Annotated in this window: 21 protein-coding genes and 3 pseudogenes; 9 read left to right on the forward strand and 15 right to left on the reverse strand. The window is 44.9% G+C overall.

Annotated features, from left to right (window positions below):
- Nucleotides 1–33: 33 nt before the first annotated feature.
- Nucleotides 34–1,053 (reverse strand): branched-chain amino acid aminotransferase, encoded by a 1,020-nt coding sequence (locus NtB2_RS06725; protein WP_109246207.1) that lies wholly within the window; start codon nucleotides 1,051–1,053, stop codon nucleotides 34–36.
- A gap of 101 nt (nucleotides 1,054–1,154) precedes the next feature.
- On the opposite strand from NtB2_RS06725, the gene NtB2_RS06730 reads away from it, so the two are divergent.
- The gene (locus NtB2_RS06730) at nucleotides 1,155–1,901 is read left to right on the forward strand and encodes a mechanosensitive ion channel family protein (protein ID WP_109246184.1); all 747 of its coding nucleotides are present in this window, start codon (nucleotides 1,155–1,157) and stop codon (nucleotides 1,899–1,901) included.
- A 68-nt stretch (nucleotides 1,902–1,969) separates the two neighbouring features.
- A pseudogene (locus tag NtB2_RS06735) lies at nucleotides 1,970–2,395 on the forward strand (amino acid permease); the annotation flags it as partial.
- A 110-nt stretch (nucleotides 2,396–2,505) separates the two neighbouring features.
- Here the strand turns inward: NtB2_RS06735 and NtB2_RS06740 are convergent.
- Nucleotides 2,506–2,868, reverse strand: a pseudogene (locus tag NtB2_RS06740) (tyrosine-type recombinase/integrase); the annotation flags it as partial.
- Between the two features lie 29 nt (nucleotides 2,869–2,897).
- On the opposite strand from NtB2_RS06740, the gene NtB2_RS06745 reads away from it, so the two are divergent.
- A complete protein-coding gene (locus tag NtB2_RS06745) occupies nucleotides 2,898–2,990 on the forward strand; it encodes a transposase (RefSeq protein ID WP_439956814.1) in 93 nt (30 codons plus the stop codon).
- A gap of 248 nt (nucleotides 2,991–3,238) precedes the next feature.
- Here the strand turns inward: NtB2_RS06745 and NtB2_RS06750 are convergent, their stop codons facing one another.
- Nucleotides 3,239–4,855 (reverse strand): ABC transporter permease, encoded by a 1,617-nt coding sequence (locus NtB2_RS06750; protein ID WP_109246186.1) that lies wholly within the window; start codon nucleotides 4,853–4,855, stop codon nucleotides 3,239–3,241.
- Between the two features lie 11 nt (nucleotides 4,856–4,866).
- Nucleotides 4,867–5,751, reverse strand: a complete 885-nt coding sequence (locus tag NtB2_RS06755) for an ABC transporter ATP-binding protein (protein WP_109246187.1) — start codon at nucleotides 5,749–5,751, stop codon at nucleotides 4,867–4,869.
- Between the two features lie 130 nt (nucleotides 5,752–5,881).
- Here NtB2_RS06755 and NtB2_RS06760 point away from each other — a divergent pair, with 130 nt between their 5' ends.
- Nucleotides 5,882–6,451: a TetR/AcrR family transcriptional regulator gene (locus tag NtB2_RS06760; protein ID WP_109246188.1), complete on the forward strand. Its 570-nt coding sequence runs from the start codon at nucleotides 5,882–5,884 to the stop codon at nucleotides 6,449–6,451.
- A 9-nt stretch (nucleotides 6,452–6,460) separates the two neighbouring features.
- On the opposite strand, the pseudogene whiA reads toward NtB2_RS06760, so the two are convergent.
- Nucleotides 6,461–7,021: pseudogene (gene whiA, locus NtB2_RS06765) on the reverse strand (DNA-binding protein WhiA); the annotation flags it as partial.
- 119 nt (nucleotides 7,022–7,140) lie between these two features.
- On the opposite strand from whiA, the gene NtB2_RS08650 reads away from it, so the two are divergent.
- Complete coding sequence (locus tag NtB2_RS08650; protein WP_165814976.1) at nucleotides 7,141–7,284, forward strand: hypothetical protein; 144 nt, start codon at nucleotides 7,141–7,143, stop codon at nucleotides 7,282–7,284.
- 75 nt (nucleotides 7,285–7,359) lie between these two features.
- Here the strand turns inward: NtB2_RS08650 and rnhB are convergent, their stop codons facing one another.
- Nucleotides 7,360–8,124, reverse strand: coding sequence for a ribonuclease HII (gene rnhB, locus NtB2_RS06770; protein WP_109246190.1), 765 nt, complete (start codon nucleotides 8,122–8,124; stop codon nucleotides 7,360–7,362).
- Nucleotides 8,108–8,968 (reverse strand): ribosome biogenesis GTPase YlqF, encoded by an 861-nt coding sequence (gene ylqF / locus NtB2_RS06775; RefSeq protein WP_109246191.1) that lies wholly within the window; start codon nucleotides 8,966–8,968, stop codon nucleotides 8,108–8,110. Before ylqF ends, rnhB begins: the two co-directional genes overlap by 17 nt.
- Before the next feature lie 182 nt (nucleotides 8,969–9,150).
- Between ylqF and NtB2_RS06780 the strand changes: the two genes are divergently transcribed.
- Entirely contained in the window at nucleotides 9,151–9,786 is a 636-nt protein-coding gene (locus tag NtB2_RS06780) for a hypothetical protein (protein ID WP_109246192.1), read from the forward strand.
- A 33-nt stretch (nucleotides 9,787–9,819) separates the two neighbouring features.
- On the opposite strand, the gene NtB2_RS06785 is transcribed toward NtB2_RS06780, so the two are convergent.
- Both NtB2_RS06785 and pcrA read right to left on the reverse strand, forming a co-directional pair.
- A complete protein-coding gene (locus NtB2_RS06785) occupies nucleotides 9,820–10,386 on the reverse strand; it encodes a DNA-3-methyladenine glycosylase I (RefSeq protein ID WP_109246193.1) in 567 nt (188 codons plus the stop codon).
- A gap of 1 nt (nucleotide 10,387) precedes the next feature.
- Nucleotides 10,388–12,667, reverse strand: coding sequence for a DNA helicase PcrA (gene pcrA / locus NtB2_RS06790; protein ID WP_109246194.1), 2,280 nt, complete (start codon nucleotides 12,665–12,667; stop codon nucleotides 10,388–10,390).
- A 73-nt stretch (nucleotides 12,668–12,740) separates the two neighbouring features.
- Here pcrA and NtB2_RS06795 point away from each other — a divergent pair, with 73 nt between their 5' ends.
- Nucleotides 12,741–12,995 carry a CBU_0592 family membrane protein gene (locus NtB2_RS06795; RefSeq protein ID WP_201797352.1) on the forward strand — a complete coding sequence of 85 codons (255 nt, stop codon included), beginning with the start codon at nucleotides 12,741–12,743 and terminating at the stop codon, nucleotides 12,993–12,995.
- Nucleotides 12,996–13,021: 26 nt separating this feature from the next.
- Here the strand turns inward: NtB2_RS06795 and pyk are convergent, their stop codons facing one another.
- The 5 genes from pyk to NtB2_RS06820 form a co-directional block, all read right to left on the reverse strand.
- The gene (pyk, locus tag NtB2_RS06800) at nucleotides 13,022–14,527 is read right to left on the reverse strand and encodes a pyruvate kinase (RefSeq protein WP_109246196.1); all 1,506 of its coding nucleotides are present in this window, start codon (nucleotides 14,525–14,527) and stop codon (nucleotides 13,022–13,024) included.
- Between the two features lie 48 nt (nucleotides 14,528–14,575).
- A complete protein-coding gene (gene pfkA / locus NtB2_RS06805) occupies nucleotides 14,576–15,598 on the reverse strand; it encodes a 6-phosphofructokinase (RefSeq protein WP_109246197.1) in 1,023 nt (340 codons plus the stop codon).
- A 376-nt stretch (nucleotides 15,599–15,974) separates the two neighbouring features.
- The gene (gene nagA / locus NtB2_RS06810) at nucleotides 15,975–17,126 is read right to left on the reverse strand and encodes an N-acetylglucosamine-6-phosphate deacetylase (RefSeq protein WP_109246198.1); all 1,152 of its coding nucleotides are present in this window, start codon (nucleotides 17,124–17,126) and stop codon (nucleotides 15,975–15,977) included.
- Nucleotides 17,127–17,406: 280 nt separating this feature from the next.
- A complete protein-coding gene (locus NtB2_RS06815) occupies nucleotides 17,407–18,546 on the reverse strand; it encodes a toxic anion resistance protein (RefSeq protein ID WP_109246199.1) in 1,140 nt (379 codons plus the stop codon).
- A gap of 11 nt (nucleotides 18,547–18,557) precedes the next feature.
- Entirely contained in the window at nucleotides 18,558–19,133 is a 576-nt protein-coding gene (locus tag NtB2_RS06820) for a 5-bromo-4-chloroindolyl phosphate hydrolysis family protein (RefSeq protein ID WP_109246200.1), read from the reverse strand.
- A 128-nt stretch (nucleotides 19,134–19,261) separates the two neighbouring features.
- On the opposite strand from NtB2_RS06820, the gene NtB2_RS06825 reads away from it, so the two are divergent.
- Nucleotides 19,262–20,275 carry an NAD(P)H-dependent glycerol-3-phosphate dehydrogenase gene (locus NtB2_RS06825; RefSeq protein ID WP_109246201.1) on the forward strand — a complete coding sequence of 338 codons (1,014 nt, stop codon included), beginning with the start codon at nucleotides 19,262–19,264 and terminating at the stop codon, nucleotides 20,273–20,275.
- A 49-nt stretch (nucleotides 20,276–20,324) separates the two neighbouring features.
- Nucleotides 20,325–21,242, forward strand: a complete 918-nt coding sequence (galU, locus tag NtB2_RS06830) for a UTP--glucose-1-phosphate uridylyltransferase GalU (RefSeq protein WP_109246202.1) — start codon at nucleotides 20,325–20,327, stop codon at nucleotides 21,240–21,242.
- Between the two features lie 118 nt (nucleotides 21,243–21,360).
- Here galU and NtB2_RS06835 read toward each other — a convergent pair whose 3' ends face one another.
- Complete coding sequence (locus NtB2_RS06835; RefSeq protein WP_109246203.1) at nucleotides 21,361–22,212, reverse strand: DNA/RNA non-specific endonuclease; 852 nt, start codon at nucleotides 22,210–22,212, stop codon at nucleotides 21,361–21,363.
- Nucleotides 22,213–22,475: the final 263 nt, after the last annotated feature.

The raw sequence follows: 22,475 nt of genomic DNA on the forward strand, positions 1-22,475 counted from the left end.
CTCCTAAAAATAAATAATTTCAGTAAAACTTGACTAGAGCTTTACAATCCAGCCTTCTGGGGCTGGAATATCCCCAAACTGAATACCGACCAGCTCGTCATAGAGCTTGCGAGTGATAGGGCCGACCTCAGTCTCAGAATAAAAGACATGGTGGTTGTCACCGTCATCAATGGCACCAATCGGTGAAATAACGGCCGCCGTCCCACAGGCACCAGCCTCGACAAAGCGGTCGAGCTGGTCAACAAAGACATCGCCTTCGATGGCCTTCATGCCCAGGCGTTCTTCAGCCAGCTGTAAGAGGGAATACTTGGTAATTGAGGGCAAAATAGAGGGGCTGAGCGGGGTTACAAATTCATTGTCTTTGCTAATTCCAAAGAAATTGGCCGCACCGACCTCTTCTATCTTGGTGTGGGTCGCAGGGTCCAGGTAGATAACATCAGAATAGCCGGCCGCATGGGCCTTCTGGCCGGGCTCAAGCGAGGCAGCGTAGTTGCCGCCGACCTTGGCAGCACCTGTCCCATGAGGAGCGGCTCGATCATAGTCACGAGAGACCAGGAAGTTGCTCGGAGCAAGACCGCCTTTAAAATAACTCCCGACCGGCATGGCAAAGACAGTAAAGATGTACTCTTGAGCCGGCTTGACACCGATGATGTCGCCGACACCGATAAGGAGCGGACGAAGATAAAGTGTCGCACCGGTACCATAAGGTGGGACATAGTCTTCATTGGCCTTGACGACCTGCTTGACCGCATCGATAAACATCTCAGTCGGCACTTCTGCCATCCGGAGGCGACGGGCGGTCTTTTGCAGGCGTTCTGCATTTTGGTCAGGTCTGAAAAGCTGGATGTCGCCCGACTTGGTCCGGTAGGCCTTGAGGCCTTCAAAGCCCTGTTGGCCATAATGAAGGGCAGGCGAGCTCTCAGAAATCTGGAGACGATTGTCACTTGTAAGTTGGCCAACCTCCCATTCCCCGTTCTTAAAATGAGCAATGTATCGGTAAGGCAAATCACGGTAGGCAAAACCCAGGTTTGCCCAGTCTAAATCAATGGTCATCAGCATTCTCCCTCTATTTTTGATATAATTATCATTATAGTGCATTTCCAGCCTAATAGCAACTTGGGCTGGCATTGTAAGAAAAACTTAGAAGGAAGCCTATGTCATTCACGAACATTAATTGGGAGAACATCTGGGCGATGATTTTAGACAAGGCCATCGCCTTTGTCATCGTCAGCCTCCTCTTCTTCATCGTCTACAAGCTCTGCAACAGCATCGTCAAACGGCTGTTTAAGCAGTATCTGGCCAAGTCGAGTGAGGACAATCAGCGGATTGTTACGCTGTCCAAGATGACCCGGAGTGGCCTGCATTATCTGACCATCATCCTCTACGTCTACACCGTCCTCTACATCTTTGGGATTCCCGTTGGCTCTATCTTGACCGGAGCTGGCCTCTTTGGAGCGGCTCTGGCCTTTTCTGCCCGTGATTTAGTTGCGGATTTGATTAATGGCTTTTTCTTAATAGTCGAGCATCAGGTCAATGTCGGCGACCGAGTCGCCTTTAGCAATCTCAATATCGAAGGCGAGGTCAAACTGGTCGGCATCCGAATGATTACGCTGACTGCCGATGACGGCTCGACCGTCTTTGTACCCAATCGTAATGTCATTGCCCTGCAAAATTTTTCGCGGGGCAAGCGGACGGTCCATCTGGATGTGCCGGTGAATGCTGAGACATTGAACGCCGTCAAGGCCAAGGTCATCGCTATCGATGAAGCTTATGAGGCGGTCAGCTATGTCGGCATTATCACGGTCGAGGAAAATCTTTTTATCAGGTCGGATTTAACAGCTGAAGCCAGTAATCTGGCGACGCTTAAGCGGCAGATCATGGATGAATATTTTGAAGCATAAGGCGGTTCAACTGACAAGAACTGCTTTTTTTGTTACATTGGTATAAAGTAAAATAGAAAGAATTTCTCATGGAACAATCAAAACTCCTTTCTCCTTCTGCCATCTTCCTTTTAGGTATTAACTCTATTATAGGCTCTGGCATTTTTCTCTTATCTGGTAAGATCTATCAAGAGGCCGGCACAAAGAGTCTCCTGGCCATTCTTTTGGCGGGCCTGTCTATCTTTGTCATTGCTTTTGCCTATGCCAATATGAGCAAGCTTTATCCTGAAAATGGTGGTGCCTTTATTTATGCGAAAAAGAGCTTTGGCCGCTTTCCTGGCTTTATCGTAGGGATGCTCACCTGGCTCTTGGGGGTGGTGACAGTAGCCACAGAGGTTTCAGCCTTATTGACAGCGATTGAGATGATTTCACCACATCTTAATAAGACTTTTATCGGCCTTGCGATTATCCTCTTCTTAGGCATTATCAGTATCTTTGGAAGTGCAATTATTTCATTACTTTAAAAGCTATACATTTTTGACGGTTAACCGTCTGGTCTGTTGCTATGACTGACTCTGAGTGATGACTACATTTTATAAAAACCTCAATGTAGTCAAAAATGTAGTCATGCTGATAATTCATTTAATTTTTCAAGAATTAGCCCAACTGCTTCGGCTTTTTTCTTCGGTGCTAAATGGGAATATAAATCCATAGTTGTACTGATAGATTTGTGTCCCATACGAACTTGAATCTCTTTCCAATTTGCTCCTTGATTGAGCAATATAGATGCGTGTGTGTGGCGAAAAATGTGGAAGCCATATTCAGGTAACCCAGAAGCTCGAAGTCGTTTAATTAGCGTTGTACGCTCATTCCTATCACACATAAACTCTCCTGAGATAGTTGGGAAAACTAACTTTGATTCTGGAAATCCATGTTTCTTGAAATAATCGTTCATGTAATTGTGCCATTCAATTAAACGTTCAATGATTTCAGGAGTCATTTGGCTGTCTTGAGGGGATGAATAATAAGATTAAAGCTTTGAAACGTGCGGCGTTTGGTTTCAGGACTTTTAGAAACTTTAGGAAACGGGTATTCCTTATGAACATATAAAAAAATAGGCAACCGAGGTTACCTATTATCTTTGAGATTTTAAATCCCACACGATTTGACAAAGAGCCACTTTCTCTTGTCCGTGGTGGATAGTAGCGGCTAAAATCTCTGCTGGATTCATCATTCGAAAAATACTCCTAAAGTAAGATAATATAATGTCGTAAAAATAACAACTCGTTTATTTTATCACAAAAAAGTAAAAAAGTCAGAAAGGCAATAAAAAAAGCTATCAAAAATAGCTTTTTTCTTTATCCTGTAATCAAATCTCGTCTCCGATAAGCAAACAAGCCAATAAGAACGAAGACAATAGACAAAATTGCAATCACAGAAACATTTTCCCAACTCATCGACTCTGTCGCAAGCTTTGGAATATGATAGAAAACGTCCAAATCATGCACCCAGTCAGGAAACTTGATAATACTACCGATATAGCTCATGAAAAATGTAAATGCCACATAAATCCAGATAATAGCCGAAAATCGTGGTAAAAATGCCATGAGCAAATCAAGTAAGCTCAAGACAAAGAATATTGCAAAAATGTAGACTAAGCCTGGCTTCATCACTTCAGCAAAACTCAGTGCATGACTACTTCCCAACTGCGCCAGATAAATACCAAGCGAAGTCAAAAACATTGCTAAAGCCCCCAAAATCCAAGCAATCAGCGTATAAGTCAGATAAACTTTATAACGACTCAATGCTGTCGCATAAACCTGCTCTTGCCGATTTTTGCGTTCCTCAGAAACCATACGTGATAACGAAGTAATCGCAAAACAAGTCACAATAACTGAAATAATCACAAACAATGTTGAAAGATATTGTTTTGTCATCATGAGCGCACCAGCTGTTGGACTGACTGCAAAAATTTGACTCACTGTTGTAGAACTCTTGATAAACTTACTAATTTGCCCAATCATAGAACCATACACAAATCCAAGAATAAACAAACCTGCTATCCAACCAATGATTGCGCCACGTTGCTGACGCAAAACTAAACCAGGAAAACTAAGTAAAGTTTTTGAAGCTCTTGCTTTACCATTTCCCTCTGGAATGTAACCCGCATTGACATCTCGAGCATTTTCTAAAAGATATGCAAATACAATCAACACAAAACTCAAAACAAGCGATAAAACAATCGGCAGCCAGTTATCTTTGACAAAAACATCCGTCAAATATGACCATGACAAGGGATTAAACCAACCCACACTGACATTTTCAATATCCGTTCCCATCCGAACAATGTAAAGCATTCCCAACAGTCCAAAAGTTGCTCCTTTTGCCGAACCAGCATTTGAGAAAATCTGCGCCAAAACAAGTGCAATCATGCCCCACATAAAACTCTGTACGCCAATCGAACTCGCGAAGAGTAGATTACTAGAAAAATCCGTCATTCCAGCAATATTTTGTACTTGAATAACCAATGCAAGTACAAAACTAATCAGAACTTGCAAAGCAAAAGTTTCAATGATAACAGCTGTCGTATTTGCTAATTTTCCAACTTGAAAAGAGCGAAAAAGTTCAGCAATTCCATCATCTTCTTCCTTACGTGTACGATTTATCACATAAATAACCGAAACAATGATAAAAGTAATGGATGTAATCAAAGGCATGGTATTTCCAAAAGCTGCGGCTGCCGTAAAATCTGTAGGATGTTTAACAGTTGTCGGACCAAAAAGTCCAACCAAGGCAGGATTTTGGAACATATCAAACACACTCACTGACTGTGCCGGAGATTGCATTAGAGTCACAAACTTGCCAGCACCAGAAGCTGCAAACGCAAGTACAGCAAGGAGCCAAAAGATAAGTTTGAGCCAATCTCTTTTTAAAAGTGCTGCTAACATCGAAAAGGTCTTTGTTAAAGCTTTCATCTCAAACCTCCCTATTTTTCTTCATAATGGTGCATAAAAAGTTCTTCAAGCGTTGGTGGCGTACTTTCAAGCTTAACCACACCAAGTTTTGTCAAATAAGTCAAAATGCTTTGTACCTTATCCGAATCTGCCTGAAAAGTCGCTGTATTTCCTGCGATTTCAAGGTCATAAATCCCTTCAACTTCTTTTAAAGTTTCAGGATTTTGTAGAGTTTCCACATGAAATGTATCTCGCGTAAAATGTCGCAAATCTTCAAGTGTTCCTGTATCAACAATCTCGCCCGCACGGATAACCGCTACACGGTCTGCTAGTTTTTCAACTTCAGATAAGATGTGACTTGATAAAAGAATGGCTTTTCCTTCAGCTTTTAGTCTGCCTACTTCTTCTTGGAACACAGATTCCATCAGTGGGTCCAGTCCGGAAGTTGGTTCATCGAAAATGTAGAGTTCAGCTTTACTCGCAAGTGCTGAAATCAATGCAATTTTTTGTCGATTTCCTTTAGAATAGCTGCGCGCTTTTTTCTTTGGGTCAAGTTCAAACTTCTTAATCAATTCATCACGTTTTGCTGTGTCCGGATTTCCTTGCAATTTTAAGAAAAGGTCAATGATTTCACCACCTGTGAGATTTCCCCACAAATAAACATCTCCTGGAACATAAGCGATAGATTTGTGAATTTCTATCGCATCGCTCCAAACATCTTTTCCAAAAATCTTAGCTGTGCCCCCTGTACTTTTTATAATTCCCAAAAGTGTACGAATTGTTGTTGATTTTCCTGCACCATTTGGTCCAATATAACCCAACACTTCTCCAGCATTTACATCAAATGTAACGTTTTTTAAGGCTTGAAATTTGCCAAAGTTTTTTTGAAGACCTTTTACTTCAACCATTTTTGCCATATTTTTCTCCTTTGATATGAGATTTTTCTCATAAATTGAACTATTCTTATATTTATAGTTCATATTGTACTATTTTACTTGAAATAGTTCAAGTAAAAAGTTATAATTTAAAATAGAAAAGGTTAAAAAAATGAATCAGACAGAAAAAAAGAAAAAAGCTATTTTAGATACGACATTTCAATTATTAAACGAGAAAGAAATTAAAGATATTACCATTGATGAAATTGCTCAAAAAGCTGTTGTATCAAAGGTTACGCTCTTTAAGTATTTCCAAAATAAGAATTATCTTATGAATCTTGTTATTTTAAATGCTTTTGAATTTATGGCGCAACAAATTCAAGAAATTATTGGAAGTAGTCTTGATTTTGAAGCTACTTATCGCGCGATTACAGCGATGAAACTTGAACAAGTGAAGCGGTTTAGCCTTATTTTTCAGGAAAATCTGATGACACAATATACGATAAGTCCTGATTTTTTTGAGATGGAAAATATCCAGATGACTCAACTTGATATTTATCGAAGTTTATTTCAAAAAGGATATGCGGAAGGGAAAATCGCTCCTGATGTGACCGAAGAAGATTTTTTATTTATTTTGCATATCTTTACTGAAGGAATGAAAGGAATTGAGGCAAGTTTTTTATTTGAAAAAGCAGATTTTTTAACGCGTTTCTTTCTCAATGGATTTAAAAAAGAGGAATAATTCCTCTTTTTATTTTTCAATCTGTTTTAGTTCATCTGCTGTGGCAATGAGTTTGCGTAGGCGATGATTGACACCTGATTTTCCAAGTGGTGGGGTAAGAAGTTTTCCGAGTTCTTGGGTCGTTAATTCTGGATTTTGAAGACGCAATTTTGCTATATCAATCAAGGCTGGAGCTAGATTTTCCAGTTCTTTTTTCTTTATCAGAAATTCAATAGCTGTGATTGCTTCTTGTGAAGCACTGACGGTTTTCGCGATATTTGCATTTTCAAAGTTTGACTGTCGATTGGCTAAACCACGCATTTCACGAAAAATCTTTGCTTCTTCAAACTTTAAGCGTGCTTGAATTGCACCAATCAAGGTTAAAAAATCTATGATTTCTTCTGCCTTTGTCAAATATACAATGTAACGATTTTTTCGAGAAATAACTTTTGCATTTAACTCAAAATTTTTGAAAAGCTGTTGCAAATCTTCTGCGTGTTCCTGATAAACACTGGAAATTGAGAGTTGATACTCTCCTTTTTCAGGATTGTGTAATGTACCTATCGCCAAAAAAGCGCCACGTAGATAATCAGAAAGGCTTTCGTGCTATAATTAGTACAGAATCCGAAGACTTGACAAGGAGTTTGTAGATGATACAACTAACAGCACAGCACAGCACAGCACAGTAGTTTTGATGTTATCCTAGAAAAATGGACAGCCGTTTCTCGCTCGTTCTTTTATTTAGCTTTAGCTTGCAGGTGCTGGCCTTTGGTTTTGCCATCATCATCCTTCTTTCTATCATCTACTTCGTCTTTAAAGAAAAAGATGAACACAGGGATAAGAGCAGACAATAGTCGATGTCATTAAGATAAGAAAAATTATTTAGAATCAGAAAATCAGCTCCAATAAATCAGAGCTGATTTTTTCCTTTATAACATGGACCTAATCGGTTCAAATGTCTTTCGGTGGATGGGCGTGATGCCTTGTTTTTTTAGGGCCTCCAAATGCTTGGCTGTCCCGTATCCCGCATTATGAGCAAAGTCATAGCCAGGATAGGTCTTATCGTAGTCAGCCATCATCTCATCACGGGCGACTTTGGCCAGGATAGATGCGGCCGCAATCGAAAGACTACGCGCATCACCGTGGATAATCTTCGTCTGCTCGACTGCTAAGGGCAAGGTCATCGCATCAATGAGGAGATGCTCAGCCTGGGGCTTAAGCTGGCGAATGGCCTCCATCATGGCCAGCTTTGAGGCCTCATAAATGTTGACTTCGTCAATTACCTCTGGACTGATAACACCAATCCCGTAAGCCAGAGCTTTTTCCTTGACCGCCTCAGCCATGGCCTTGTGCTTAGATTTTGGGACCTGCTTGGAGTCGTTCAGTCCTGGAATCTTGCAGTTTTCAGGTAGAATGACAGCCCCTGCGACCACAGGACCAGCCAGCGGACCACGCCCGACCTCGTCGACACCAGCAATCAAGCTAATTCCTTGAGCATAAAGCTCCTTCTCAAAGCTCAGCATCTCTTCAAGCCGGGCCTCTTCAGCCTCCATGGCCTGAATCTGCTTCTGTCTTTGCTTAATTGCACTTTGAACACCAGCGCGACTATCACTAGCAAGTTCAGTAAAAAAAGAATCATCCAGTCTCTTGACCAGAGCTAATTGCGCTTTTACTTCTTTAATCGTCGCTACCATCAGAATCCTCCAGCTGATCCAGACAATATGTCCCCAGGCGCCCATCACGAATATCCTTGACAAACATCGTATAGAATCTATCATAGTCATCACGGAAACCAAAGCGGGCGGTTAAAACCATGATAAGTTCAGGAATCTCCTCATCCCGCTCATCATCCTTGATACGTAAACGCTTCATGGTCTCTTCTGGATAATGTTTAAGAAAGTATTCTAAACCAAAGATGGTCACTTCGTCCATGGGCAAGAGCTGATCCTTGATAGCACCAGTCAATGCCAGCTTCAAGCCTACCAGCTGGTCTTCAAATTTTGGCCAGAGAATCCCTGGTGTGTCGAGGATTTCAAGGTCAGGATTGGTCTTGAGCCATTGTTGACCTTTTGTCACGCCCGGCTTATTTCCAGTGATGGCGATTTTCTTGCCGGCCAGTCGATTCATGAGGGTGGACTTCCCAGCATTGGGAATCCCGATAATCATCGTCCGCAGAGCCTTATTTTGGATACCACGCTCAGCGTTACGGGCCAGCTTGTCCTTCATCAAGTCTTTTGATGCCTGAGTCAAACGCTTGGCTGTAGCGGCTTCTTTAGAGTTGATGGCCAGCGCCTTGATACCCTGATCAGAAAAATACTTCAACCAGGTCTTGACCGAAGCAGTGTCCGCCAGGTCAGCCTTGTTGAGGACCAGCAAGCGGGGCTTGTCACCAATAATCTTCCCTAACATAGGGTTGCGTGAGCTTAAGGGAAGACGGGCGTCTACGAGCTCGATGACGAAGTCAACATATTTTAGATTTTCCTGGACCTGGCGTCGAGCCTTAGACATGTGACCTGGGAACCATTGGATTGTTGCCATATTTTCTAACTCCTTGTATATCAAGGAATTCAAGCCTTGATACTTCAATATTATGTAAAATTTTAGCTTTAGGGGGCAAAGAGAGGGCTTGCTTGTCCTAAGTTGTTCCCTATAAAACCATCAAATGAATTAGCTCTATTATAACACAACAGTGGCATCTAAATTCTGCTATAATAGTTTACATGACTTACCAAATTAAAATAATCTATCCAAAAGAAGAATCTGCCGAAAGCAACAAGATGACTGAGCGGACCTATAATGAAATCATCGAGGGTCTGGATAATCTCGAGGTTGTCGCCCAATATGAAAACCTCCTCAGCCGGGGCTATTCGATCAATGTGACCTTCACGCCACCTGAGGTCACTGACCAGGGTGAGGATGCGGATCCTTTCGAGATTGCCAACCGCTTTGATATGGCTGGCATTCCCTACAAGGCAACTCTCAAGCTCAAGGCTTCTGGCAACTATGAGGCCATGAGCAAGATTGCCAAGATGATTGAGGCTCAGGACTTTGACTATGATGTCTCTGTCAAGCTCAATATCAAAGAGGCCTCTCCGGTCGACTTTGAGAAGGAAGCGACCTGGTTTGACCGTGACTATGCTAAATATACGATTCTTCCTAAGGCCAGCTCTCAAGACATTGCAAACCTTAAGAGCCTCTATGAACAACTCCTTGAGGAAAATCTGAAGGTCACCATCGCCCTCAAGGCCAAGGTACCCAAAGACGATAATGACAGCTTTGCGGATCAGCTGGCTGCTTATCCGGATGAGACGACGATTGCTTTCCGCCTCAGTGACGCTAATATTTACGGCGAATAATAAAACAGCTTCCGGATTTGGAAACTGTTTTTTCTATTGTAACTCTGCATTTCTAAAACAATAGTCCGCATGGTCATTAATCACACCAATGGCCTGAAGATAAGCATAAATCACAGTCGTTCCAACGAACTTAAAGCCCCGCTTCTTCATGTCCTTACTCATCCGGTCTGAAAGTTCGTTGCTAGCAGGCACTTCTGCTTCATCTGAAATCTTGTGCTGGATAGATTTGCCATCGACAAATGACCAGATATAGGCATCAAAGCTGCCAAATGCCTTTTGGATTTCTAAGACCCGTTGGGCATTATTAATGGCCGCCCGGATTTTCAGCTTGTTTCTGATGATACCAGCATCCTGCATGAGGCTTTCGTACTTAGCTTCATCGTATCGAGCCACTTTCTCAATATCAAAACCATCAAAGGCTGCATAGAAATTTTCCATTTTATTGAGAATAGTATTCCAAGAAAGACCGGCCTGATTCAGGTCAAGGACCAACTTGGCAAAGAGCTCCTGGTCATCGTGGACAGGCTTGCCCCAGTATTCATCGTGATACTGCATCATCTTATCCGATGACAGACACCATTTACAGCGTTCTTTCTCCATCTTAATCTTCCTTCTTCTCAATCGGAGCCATGCCTGCCAAAAGGCGTTTCAGGCCGACCTCAGGGAAATTGATTTTCAGCTCCATGTTCTTACCAGAGCCCTGGACGGCAAGGACCATGCCTTCGCCCCATTTACGATGGATAGCTGTGTCGCCAATCTGCCAGTCGACCAGGTTGACTTCCTTAGCTTGGGTGGCCGAGCGAGGCGCAACCGCTGCTTTTCTCTGCTGAATCCGACTGCCTGACTTAAAGTCAAAGCCGCCGTCATTGATTTTATAGCTAGCATTAAAGCTGGTGTTTTTATTTCGGGCAATCCCAGCGTAGTCAATCAGCTCTTGATCAATCTCATCAATAAAGCGACTCGGCGGATTATAGCTGGATTTACCATACATCATCCGACTGCTGGCATTGGTCAGGTAAAGCACTTCTTCTGCCCGGGTAATGCCGACATAGGCCAGCCGGCGTTCTTCTTCCAGCTGGTCAATATCTTCGTCGGCCCGGCTCAGTGGGAAGATGTTTTCTTCCATACCAATCAAGAAGACGGTCGGAAACTCGAGGCCTTTAGCGGCGTGCAGGGTCATCATGGTCACGCTGTCGATCTGCTCTTGGTACTCGTCGACCTCAGAGAGTAGGCTGACCTCATTGAGGAAGCGACCGAGCTTTTCAAGACCTGTCTCATCAATCGTTTCACCTGTCTCTTCATCGAGCGGTGTTTCCGCCTTTTCGTCAAAGTTTTGTGTGACGGAAAGAAATTCCTTGATATTCTCCACCCGTGTCTGGCTTTCCAACGTACCTTGGACTTCGAGGGCCTTGAGATAGCCGGTTTTATCAAGCATCTCTTCGACCAGCTCAGTAATGCTATGACTTTCAGCAAAATCACGCAGAAGGTCAAAGACCAAACCAAGGTTGAAAATTTCGCCGGCGGCCTTGCCACGGATATCTGACAGGGTAATGTCCAGCATGCTCTCAGCCAGTGGCTTGCCCTGGCCTTCCGCAAAGTTCCGGAATTTATCAAGGGCACCAGGACCCACGCCCCGCTTAGGCTCATTGACAATCCGCTCAAAGCTCAGGTTATCCATAGGATTAACCAGGACATTGAGGTAAGCGATGACATCCCGGATTTCCCGGCGGGCGTAGAACTTGGTCCCGCCGACCATGCTATAGGGAATGTTGGACTTGAGGAAGGCTTCTTCAATGTTTCGTGACTGGGCATTGGTCCGGTAGAGGACGGCAAAACTGGCATAGTTCTTGCCTGCCCTGACCTGCTCAGCGATGGTGCTGGCCACAAAATTCGCCTCGTCGCGCTCGTCAGAGACCCGGTTATAGACGATATTGCTACCTTCAGCATTGTCAGTCCAGAGCTTCTTAGCCTTGCGTTCAAAGTTGTTTTTGATGACAGCATTGGCCGCCTGCAAGATTTTCTTTGTGGAGCGATAGTTCTGCTCTAAGAGGACCGTCTTAGCATCCGGATAGTCTTTTTCAAAGTTCATGATATTCCGCATGTCGGCCCCCCGCCAGCCATAGATGGACTGGTCGGCATCACCGACGACACAGATGTTGCGGAAACGCTTGGCCAACAGCTGAACCAGCTGGTACTGAGCCATATTGGTATCCTGGTACTCATCGACGTGGATGTACTGATATTTACCCTGATAGTAGGCCAGAACCTCCTCATGCTCTTTGAAAAGGCGGAGGGTCTGCATGATGAGGTCATCAAAGTCCATGGCCTGAGCCCGGCGGAGCTCGGTCTGGTAGAGCTTGTAGACCCTGGCAGCGATGGCCTGATATGGGTTTCTCGGATCATGGCTAGCCTCGTAGTCCTCGGGACTCATCAGCTCGTTTTTAGCATTGGAAATCGTACCTAGCAAGGTCTTAGGCTCCCACTTCTTGCTGTCGATATTCTCAGCCTTCAAAATCCGCTTGACCAGTGTCTTCTGGTCGCCTGTGTCAATGATGGTAAAATTTTGACTGTAGCCAATGTGGTAGGCATCACGCCGGAGAATCCGCACACACATGGAGTGGAAGGTCGCAATCAGCGTGTCACGAGCCATCGGCGTCAAGTCCAGCGCCCGCTCCCGCATCTCACGAGCCGCCTTATTCGTAAAGGTAATCGCCAGGATATTCCAAGGATTGACCATCTTTTCTTCAATCAAATAAGCAATCCGGTGGGTCAGGACACGTGTCTTCCCAGAGCCCGCCCCGGCCATGATTAAAAGCGGTCCTTCCGTCGTCTGAACCGCCTCTGCTTGCTTTTCGTTCATGCCTGTCAGTAAAGTATTCATAGCTATAATTATAGCACATCCTTTCCTCTATAAACTTTCTTAATTCATCTGCTAATCAGTAGGTAACTGCTGAATGTATAACTGTCCCTTCCATTGGATGCAAATTTTAGGGTCAGTCTTGATTCTGATTCCCTTTGTCCTGGCCCAGCTCAAGTACTTGTCGGTTAAATCCCGGCTCTATCTCTACCTCAATGCTCTGGGTTCGCTAATGATGGCGGTGGACGCCCTTATCGGCCATCAGTGGGGATTTCTTTTGCTTGAGGGGACTTGGTGTGTTGTTTCGGTCGGGTCTATCATTGCCTTGAGTAAGCGGTCAAAAAAACACTGAGTGAAATCAGTGTTTTTCTTGTATTATTATTTGATTGTACGGATACGCATTGTGTTAGTGCGACCTGAACCAACTGGTACACCAGCAACGATAACAACATTGTCGCCTGATTTAACAAGGCCTGATTCGAGGGCTGCTTCTTCAGCGATATCGAACATGTCATCTGTTGTAGATGGTTTGTCGCGAAGGACTGGGATAACACCCCAGTTGATCATGAGTGAACGTTGAACCTTATCAGAGAAGGTAACGGCCAAGATGTCAGCGTTTGGACGGTATTTAGAGATCACACGGGCAGTTGAACCTGAGTCAGTCAGGGCGATGACCAGAGCGATGTCCATTGATCGAGTAGCATCACGGACAGCTGAAGCGACAACTTCTGTCACGCTTGAACGATCGTAGTCGCGGAAGCGAAGACGGCCGTATTGTTGAAGCATGGTTTGAGCGTTGGTGTCGACCTTAGCCATTGTTTCTACAGCTTGGAGTGGGTATTTACCGTTAGCTGATTCACCTGAAAGCATTGTAGCATCAGTACCGTCGATAACAGCGTTGAAGACGTCTGAGATTTCAGAACGTGTGGCACGTGGGTGTTCAGTCATTGATTCCAGCATGTTTGTTGCTGTGATGACTGCCTTACCAGCTTCAGCACATTTAGTGATGATCATTTTTTGGTAAACTGGAACCATTTCGAATGGCACTTCGATACCCATGTCACCACGGGCAATCATGATACCGTCAGCAGCTTCGATGATTGAGTCGATGTTGTCAATACCTTGTTGGTTTTCGATTTTAGGGAAGAGTTGAACGTGGCTGTTACCAGTTTCTTCCAGGATACGACGGACAGCGTGAACGTCATCAGCAGTACGAACGAATGAGATCGCGATGAAGTTCAACCCTTGTTGAAGACCAAAACGGATGTCAGCTTCGTCACGTTCAGCCAAAGTTGGGAAAGGAATCTTAGTGTTAGGGATGTTAACACCTTTTTGCTTAGCGATGATTTCATCGTTTTCAGCAACGACAAGGAATTCACGTGTTGTCGCATCTTTACCAGTGATAGTCAAACCAAGTTTACCATCGTCAACGAGGATACGTTGACCGATTTCAACATCGTCAAAGATGTCAAGACCACCGGCTACGTTCAAAGCAATCACTTCTTTAGTAGATTTTTCGCCTTGTTTTGTCGCAATGCGGAAGGTATCGCCTGTCTTGTAAGACTCTTGCTTGATGTCATCGTTAGCGAAGAGTTCAGTACGGATTTCAGGACCTTTAGTGTCGAGGAGGAAACCAACTTTTTGACCAGCGATTTCTTCAGCGCGACGGACACATGCCATACGTGCAGCATGTTCATCGTAGTCACCGTGTGAGAAGTTGAAACGGAAGACATTGGCACCTGCCTTGATCAATGAAGCAATGGTTTGTGCTGAAGTTTCAACATCAAGAGGTTGTGACCAGTAGCCATCTTCTCCGAATTTTTTACCGCCACGAGTTTCGACAGCAGGACCAAGGGTTGAGACGATTTTTACACGTTTTTGCATTTTCAATTTTTCTCCTATTTTTAGCTTTTAACAAGCAGTGTTAACAAATTAGTAAAGGTTGAGGTTGTTCATGTCCCGGTTGAGCAGGTAGAGCTCCAGGTCAGCCTTGTGTGGGTTGTTGACGATGATTTCGCCATCAGCACCCAGGCTAAAGAGGGCATTGTCTTCTGCCTTACCAAGGATTGGAGATTCAACAAGGACTTCTTTTTGAATCCCAACAGCAACACCACCGATTCCGTCACGAAGTAATTCAACCGCACGGGCACCCATGCGTGAAGCAATGACACGGTCACGGACTGTAGGTGAGCCACCACGTTGGATGTGACCGAGGACAGCCACACGCAGGTCAGAGTCATCGCCAGCAGCCTTGAGCTTCATGGCAAATTCTTGACCGCTCATGACACCTTCAGCAAGGACGATGATGTGATGATTTTTACCTTTTTCATAGCCTTTTTTGATGTTGTTGACAACATTTTCAAACTTGAACTCACGTTCAGGAATGCAGACATCATCAGCACCAGCAGCGATAGCAGACCAAAGCGCGATGTCGCCGGCGTTCCGTCCCATAACTTCAACGATAAAGGTCCGGTGGTGTGAGCTAGATGTGTCGCGAATCTTGTCAATGGCATCTACAACGGTTGATACGGCTGTATCAAAACCGATGGTGTAGTCAGTGCCGACGATGTCGTTGTCGATTGTACCTGGAAGGCCGACAGCTGGGAAGCCATGCTCAGTCAAACGCATTGCCCCGTGGTAAGAACCGTCACCACCGATAACGACGACACCTTCAATGCCATGTTTTTTAAGTTGTTCAATACCAGCAAGCTGTCCTTCAAGTTGTGCAAACTCTGGGAAACGTGCTGAATAGAGGAAGGTCCCTCCACGTCCAACGAGATCACTGACACTACCAGCTGTCAATGGGAAGATGTCCCCTGCGACCATACCAGCATATCCGTGATTGATACCGTAAACTTCGATACCTTCAGAAATTGCCTTACGAACAACAGCTCGAATGGCTGCGTTCATCCCTGGTGCGTCACCACCAGAAGTTAAAACTGCAATGCGTTTCATCTAAAGATTTTCCTCCAAAATATTTGTAGCTAGGTAGGCCTAGCTCTTAACATACTAGTTTATTATATCACGAGTTGGGCAAAAAATCTTAGTTAAAATTAATGTATGCGTTTTTATTCTTGGGTGGGAGATTTGGGGAGCTTTTGAGCTGTCCTTTCGCTACATGAAAGTCGTTGATTACTTCAGGCCGGGAGTGAAGCCTAGGGCTTCTATTCCTAAATAACAGCGGAATAGAAGAAAATCTGCCTTTAAGACTGTAAAAAAAGAAAAATCCTGAGACCAACGGGCTCAGGATTTAGTCGTGCAAGCGAAGCTTGGCTTGCGGGCTTACAGTATTAAAGGCAGATTTTCTGGAATGAAACGGCTCAGCACAGTCCTACTTTTCGTAGCGCTTTTCCCCATCCAAATAAGTCGCCACAAGCTCCAGCTTATCGTCTAAGACAATAAAGTCTGCATCTAATCCTGCTTTGATCTGTCCGCATACTTCGTCTAGATTCATTGATTTTGCAGCATTAAGACTAGCCATTTTAACTGCTTCAGCCGGGCTTGCAATATTCCAGTTAACAACATTTTTTACGGCATCCTTAAGAAGCAAGATTGACCCGGCTAGGTTACCCCCTTCTTTAAGGCGGGCAGCCCCATCTTTAACGATGACTTCGTATTCACCAAGATAGTATTCGCCATCAGTAAGGCCTGCTGCTCGCATACTGTCTGTGATAAGTACGACATGGTCTTTTCCTTTTTCACGCATTAGGATCTGTGCTGCAGTAGGATTCACATGGAAGCCATCACAGATGAGCTCAGCATAAGTGTTTGGAAGATTGAATGCGGCACCGACCATACCAGGCTCCCGGTGATTGAGGGGACGCATCCCGTTATAGACGTGAACCCACATTGTTGCACCCGCTTCTACTGCATCTACAGCATCTTGGTAGCTGGCATTAGAATGACCTAGGGCAATATGATAGCCATGTCCTACCGCTTTACGGATAAATTCAACAGTGCCCTTTCGCTCTGGAGCAATACCTATCTTAATAGGAAGACCTTTGGCAGCTTCTCCATATTCAGCAAGCTCGTCATAATTAGGGTCCCGCATGTATTTAGGATTTTGGGCTCCCTTGTATTCAGTCGTGAAGTAAGGCCCTTCAAAGAATAGGCCTCGTATTTTTGCTCCTTTAGCTTGACTTGCACTTCCGCCGATTTCTGAAGCAATCTCTAAAAGTTCCTCATGACTAGCAGTCACAGCGGTAGGTAAGAAACTCGTTACACCCGCAGCGAGAAGCCCCTCGCTCATGCTTTCAGTAATCCCTTTAATGTCGCGGTCATTAGTATCCGCACCAGCAAAGCCGTGGATATGCGTATCTACTAGACCCGGAGCAATAGACTTATCTGAGTAATCAAGAATTTCAGCGCCCACTTCCACTTCTTCTTTCCAGTCACCGAACTTGCCATCACGGATTTCAAGATAACCGCCTTGTTTGGTCTCATAAGGATAAAAGAATTCTTTTGCTTTGATATAGTAGTGCATATGCTGCCCTCTTTCCTTGTTATTTGATAAAGCTATTTTATCATTTATTCACTGCTTGGTCAAGAATTGGTATAGACAAATTAAAAAGAAGCGTAATTTCTACTTCTTTTATTGTTGGAGTATTTATTTGTTTGCTCAGTGGAATGGAAGAAATCCCAGGCAATGCTGTGAAAAAGGCAACTGGCGAGACCGTAAGGGCTCGACAGTTAGCAATGAGACGACGAAGGCGTCTGCTTGCGTGCCCCACAGCATTGCCTGGGATTTCTGGAATGAAAGGTCCTTATTTAGAATGTTCCAGCAATTTGGCCTTCATCTCCTCCGCCATCTTCAGGAGTTCCTGCTCGCCCTCAGCCCGCTTAGCCCGGCCTTCAGTCTGAATCCGTAGGGTTTCCTCAATCGTTGAAACCAGATTATTCTGCGTGATCTTCAGCGTATCAATATCAATCAGGCCTCGCTCATTCTCACGAGCTGCCTCAATGGTCGAGTTTTTCAACATTTCAGAGTTCTTCTTGAGCAGGTCATTGGTCGTCTCAGAGACAATTCGCTGACTGGTCAGGGCGTCTTTTTGTTTGAGCAATGTCAGGGCAATGGCGACCTGATTTTTCCAAAGAGGAATGGCTGTATTAATCGAAGTCTGAATCTTTTCAGCCAGCTCCTGATTGGTGTTTTGAATCAAACGAATCTGCGGCGCCTGCTGGATGGTCAGTTGCCGGGCAAGGCGCAGGTCATGGGCCCGCTTGTCAAGACGGTTGCGGTAGGCTTCCAGGTCACTGATTTTCTGGACCATCATGGCGTTATCGCTTGAGGCTTCAGCCTCTTTTCTGGCTGCAGGCAAGATTTCCTGGTCCAGCTCATCAAGCTTCAACTCAGCCCCAGCGATGTAGACATTAAGAGCCTTAAAGTAGTTGAAGTTCTCTTCATAGAGCTGGTCGAGCATCTGGTTGTCTTCTAAAAGACCAGCCTGCTCGGTATTGAGCTTGGCTGAAATCTTATCAATGCCAGCCCCGATTTTTTGGTACTTTTGGGTCACTTCAAAAATCGACCGCTTGACCTTGCCAAACATCTTCTGAAAGGGGCCTTGCTTCGTCGCCATTAACTCATTAGGATTGGCCTCTTTGAGGTTGTACATGAGCTCTGTCAGCGATCCACCGACCTCGCCCAGGTCCTGTGCCTGAACCTTGTCCAAAACCCCTTGAGAAAAGGCTGAAATCTTGTCCTGGGCTGAGGCCCCGTATTCGATCACCGACTGGTTGCTATTTTCATCGAGTTGTTTAGAGAGGCTCTTGGCCTGCTCTAGCTCCTCAGCATCCAGCTGTTGGAGAGCCCAGGAGCCTTCAGCCTTTTGCAGGACGACCTCTTTTACGTCAGGGGTCCCTGCCTTTTCTTCATTCATCAACTCATCTAAAATTGGATTTGCCATATGTCCTCTGTCTAGCCCTTGGGCATCATTTCTTCTTTGATGATCTTGACGTCGTCCATCAAGACTTCATGATAGTTCTTAGAAAGCCGTTGTGAGAGGCTCTTAATCAGGAGCAGGGTCTCATTGAGGTCCCGTTCCATTTCAGCCGTCATCTGCTTCTGCTTCTTCATTTCAATGTATTGCTCGGTTAATTTCTCCATATTTGGAAGTTCTTTATAGAGAAAATCATTTTGCGAGGTCAATTCCTTAGGGTGTCTGACAATATATTTGAAGGTCTGCTTGCTGGCCTCAAGGCCACCAGAGACCTGCTCGACCATCTCGATATCTTCGTCCAATTTCAGGCGAGATTCCCAGGCCATGATATGACCTTTTGCATCCCGCATGGTGCTCCTGAAAATCTCAATGTCACTATCAGAAAGCCCAGCCTCACGGTATCTGGCCTCGTTTTCCTTGCTCAGGACTTCTTCTTTTTTTTGCTTGTTCTTCAGCATGATGCTAATTCCTATAATCAATTTAATAATGACCAAAATCAGGATGATCCCAACGATCAGATTGGTCAGTGACCAAAAACCAGTATGTGCAAACATCAGTCTCCTCCATGTCTATATTCTCATTTTATCAATTTCTAAAAAGCCTGGCTTCAGACCTAAGACTGATTTTTAGGGCTGATTATGATAAAATGAAAAGAGTTAAAAGCTAAGAAAGGCTGACTTTAATGAAAGAACAACGCGTCGCCGTCTTGGGTCCCGGTTCCTGGGGAACCGCCCTCTCCCAAGTCCTCAACGACAACGGTCATAAAGTAATCATCTGGGGCCACACCGAAGACCAGATTCAAGAAATCAACGAGCAACACAGCAATAAGCGCTATTTTGAAGAGGTCATCCTGGATGAAAAAATCCAGGCCACGACGGACCTGGCTGAAGCTCTCAAAGACACGGATGCCATCCTTTTTGTTGTCCCTACCAAGGCGACTCGGATTGTTGCCAAGCAGGTGGCTGAAGTCCTTGACCATAAGGTCAGGATCATGCACGCCTCTAAGGGCTTGGAACAAGGCACACACGAACGCCTCTCGACCATCCTTGAAGAAGAACTTCCTGCCGAGCTTCGTAGTGAGATTGTTGTCGTTTCCGGCCCATCACACGCTGAAGAGACCATCCGCCGGGACATCACGCTGATTTCCGCTGCTTCTAAAAACGAAGCCGATGCCAAGTATGCCCAGGAGCTCTTTTCTAATGACTACTTCCGCCTCTATACCAATACGGACGTGGTTGGTGTCGAGACAGCTGGGGCTTTGAAAAACATCATTGCCGTTGGGGCTGGTGCCTTGCATGGCTTAGGCTTTGGCGACAATGCTAAGGCTGCCATCATCACACGGGGCCTGGCTGAAATTACACGGCTAGGTGTGGCCATGGGGGCTGAGCCCCTGACCTATATTGGCCTCTCTGGTGTCGGCGACTTGATTGTCACCGGGACCTCTGTTCATTCAAGAAACTGGCGGGCCGGCGACGCTCTTGGACGTGGCCAAAAGCTTGAAGAGATTGAGCAAAACATGGGCATGATCATCGAGGGGGTCTCTACGACCAAAGCAGCATACGAGCTTGGCTTGAGCCTGGGGATTGACATGCCGATCACTGAAACCATCTACAAGTGTCTCTATGAGGCTGCTGAGCCTCGTGAAGCAATTCTCAACCTGATGAGACGTGAATCCCGACCTGAAAACGAATTTTGATTGTGTTATAATAGATATTGAATACTAATGAAAGCGAATTATTTATCTTATGCCAAAAGTAAATGAAACTGTGAAAGTAAGAAAAGCCATCATTCCTGCTGCAGGTCTTGGAACCCGCTTCCTGCCTGCGACCAAGGCGATTGCCAAGGAAATGTTGCCGATTGTTGATAAACCAACCATCCAATTTATCGTCGAAGAGGCCTTGAAATCAGGCATCGAAGACATTTTGATTGTCACAGGAAAAGCTAAGCGTAATATCGAGGACCACTTCGACTCAAACGTCGAATTGGAACAAAACCTGATGGAAAAAGGCAAGACTGAGCTCCTGAAGCTGGTCGAAGAAACCACGGACATCAACCTCCACTTCATCCGCCAGTCACACCCTAAGGGCCTCGGCCACGCTGTCCTTCAGGCCAAGGCATTCGTTGGGGACGAACCTTTCGTCGTTATGCTTGGTGATGACTTGATGGATATCATGGGTGCTAAGGTGCCACTGACCCAGCAACTCATCAGTGACTACGAAAAAACCCATGCTTCTACTATCGCTGTCATGGAAGTCCCTCACGAAGAAGTCGATAAATACGGCGTGATTGACCCTGAAGGCGAAGTTGAAAAAGGCCTCTTCAACGTTTCTAAATTTGTTGAAAAACCAGCTGTTGAAGATGCTCCATCTGACCTGGCCATCATCGGTCGCTACCTCTTGACGCCAGAAATCTTCACGATTTTGGAAAATCAAAAACCAGGTGCCGGCAATGAAATCCAGCTGACTGACGCGATCGAAACCCTCAACAAGACACAACGTGTCTTTGCCCGCAAGTTTACCGGCAAACGCTATGACGTCGGCGATAAATTTGGTTTTGTGGAGACCAGCGTCGAATATGGCCTCAACCACCCACAAATCAAGGACGACCTTGAAGCTTATATCATCCGTAAGGGAAAAGAGCTTGAGGCGGCGAAGAAAAAATAAAGCTTAAAAAACCGAGACAACTGCTCTCGGTTTTCTTTTTATTATATTTCATTTGCTTTTTCATCTGAACTGTAATAACAGCCTTCTGCGAGGGAAGATAAAAGGTCCACCGGACCTTTTATTCTTTACTTCCATAGCCTGTCGCATAATCAATCTTCACACCAGGCTGGACATTAGGCACAAAGACGTTGAAATCAAGGCTACCATCCTTGCTTTTGGCTTGAATCTCATTTCCCATAGGAACCAGGTCATCGCCTACATAGATAGGCTTCACTTGATAGCGGACGGTCTTGCCCTTATCAATAGCCTTGCGGACTTGTGTCTCGTAGTAGTTTTGGCCGGTGTTGTCATCCTCGCCGTTTGAAGCCTGGTTGGCCCAGGCTGTCTGGGCGGCAATGTTTTCTGGATTGGCCTCAGAGGCATCAAAGCTTGACAGGCCTGCAGCGATAGCGTAGCCAATCAAATGGCCCCGGTTGTATAGGGTATTGTAGGGGCTTGATTTGAGCATGATTTGATGCCAGCCGGCAGGCTTGATGGTCTCGCTGTTTGACTTGCCGTTTGAGCTGGTTTCATTACGGTTCTTGTATTGGCGGGTGGTCTTGTTCAAGAGGGCATCAGCCACACCCAGTTGCTTGTCGCTGTTCAGTGGTGTATTGTGGACATAAGGGGCAGAGGAGACGTCGGCATTCAGGCTTGACTTGTTGTCATTGACCACAAAGGCACCACTGCCATTCCATTTGACATTGTTGCCCAACTGCTTCTTCACCGCATCAACCAGGACAGACTCAGCCAGTGTCTTGCTTGGCTTTTCGTCTGATTCCTTGCCGTAGTCCACATTGCTAGATGCTGAAGCCTGTGTTTGATCAATCTTTTGCTGGCCTTTTTCAAGCAGGCTCTGCTGAGAGCAGGCAGCAAGCAAGGGCAGGACAGTCAAGAGAATGAGCGACTTTTTCCAATTTGATGTTTTCATGAGATTCCTTTGTTTTTATTTCTTTTGAAATAAATTATAGCATATTTTTTTGATAATTTTAGGATAGTTGCATACTTTGCGAGGGCTTATCAACTTTCTTTGACAGAATAAAAAAGCCCATCCAAAGGCTTTATTAGGCTCTATAATAAATCGTGTGGGAAATGTCCCACACGATTTTTTCTTGCAAAAGAAAAAGCTTATCTCTAAGATATAAGTAACCACACAAATACCGAAAGAAAGATAAGATTTATGTTTGATTCTAT

Origin of the sequence: Lactococcus termiticola (genome assembly GCF_003116835.1) — a bacterium.
Taxonomy (GTDB): Bacteria; Bacillota; Bacilli; order Lactobacillales; family Streptococcaceae; genus Lactococcus; species Lactococcus termiticola.

Excerpts from the sequence above, each read along its gene's own strand:
- nagA (WP_109246198.1), bottom strand. The coding sequence starts at position 17,126 with ATGCACTACTATATCAAAGCAAAAGAATTCTTTTATCCTTATGAGACC.
- NtB2_RS06815 (WP_109246199.1), bottom strand. The coding sequence starts at position 18,546 with ATGGCAAATCCAATTTTAGATGAGTTGATGAATGAAGAAAAGGCAGGG.
- ylqF (WP_109246191.1), bottom strand. The coding sequence starts at position 8,968 with ATGGCAACAATCCAATGGTTCCCAGGTCACATGTCTAAGGCTCGACGC.
- NtB2_RS06820 (WP_109246200.1), bottom strand. The coding sequence starts at position 19,133 with ATGTTTGCACATACTGGTTTTTGGTCACTGACCAATCTGATCGTTGGG.
- rnhB (WP_109246190.1), bottom strand. The coding sequence starts at position 8,124 with ATGGTAGCGACGATTAAAGAAGTAAAAGCGCAATTAGCTCTGGTCAAG.
- galU (WP_109246202.1), top strand. The coding sequence starts at position 20,325 with ATGCCAAAAGTAAATGAAACTGTGAAAGTAAGAAAAGCCATCATTCCT.
- NtB2_RS08650 (WP_165814976.1), top strand. The coding sequence starts at position 7,141 with ATGGACAGCCGTTTCTCGCTCGTTCTTTTATTTAGCTTTAGCTTGCAG.
- NtB2_RS06835 (WP_109246203.1), bottom strand. The coding sequence starts at position 22,212 with ATGAAAACATCAAATTGGAAAAAGTCGCTCATTCTCTTGACTGTCCTG.
- NtB2_RS06825 (WP_109246201.1), top strand. The coding sequence starts at position 19,262 with ATGAAAGAACAACGCGTCGCCGTCTTGGGTCCCGGTTCCTGGGGAACC.
- NtB2_RS06745 (WP_439956814.1), top strand. The coding sequence starts at position 2,898 with ATGAATAATAAGATTAAAGCTTTGAAACGTGCGGCGTTTGGTTTCAGG.
- NtB2_RS06755 (WP_109246187.1), bottom strand. The coding sequence starts at position 5,751 with ATGGCAAAAATGGTTGAAGTAAAAGGTCTTCAAAAAAACTTTGGCAAA.
- NtB2_RS06760 (WP_109246188.1), top strand. The coding sequence starts at position 5,882 with ATGAATCAGACAGAAAAAAAGAAAAAAGCTATTTTAGATACGACATTT.
- NtB2_RS06750 (WP_109246186.1), bottom strand. The coding sequence starts at position 4,855 with ATGAAAGCTTTAACAAAGACCTTTTCGATGTTAGCAGCACTTTTAAAA.
- NtB2_RS06725 (WP_109246207.1), bottom strand. The coding sequence starts at position 1,053 with ATGACCATTGATTTAGACTGGGCAAACCTGGGTTTTGCCTACCGTGAT.
- NtB2_RS06780 (WP_109246192.1), top strand. The coding sequence starts at position 9,151 with ATGACTTACCAAATTAAAATAATCTATCCAAAAGAAGAATCTGCCGAA.
- pfkA (WP_109246197.1), bottom strand. The coding sequence starts at position 15,598 with ATGAAACGCATTGCAGTTTTAACTTCTGGTGGTGACGCACCAGGGATG.
- NtB2_RS06795 (WP_201797352.1), top strand. The coding sequence starts at position 12,741 with ATGTATAACTGTCCCTTCCATTGGATGCAAATTTTAGGGTCAGTCTTG.
- pcrA (WP_109246194.1), bottom strand. The coding sequence starts at position 12,667 with ATGAATACTTTACTGACAGGCATGAACGAAAAGCAAGCAGAGGCGGTT.
- NtB2_RS06730 (WP_109246184.1), top strand. The coding sequence starts at position 1,155 with ATGTCATTCACGAACATTAATTGGGAGAACATCTGGGCGATGATTTTA.
- NtB2_RS06785 (WP_109246193.1), bottom strand. The coding sequence starts at position 10,386 with ATGGAGAAAGAACGCTGTAAATGGTGTCTGTCATCGGATAAGATGATG.
- pyk (WP_109246196.1), bottom strand. The coding sequence starts at position 14,527 with ATGCAAAAACGTGTAAAAATCGTCTCAACCCTTGGTCCTGCTGTCGAA.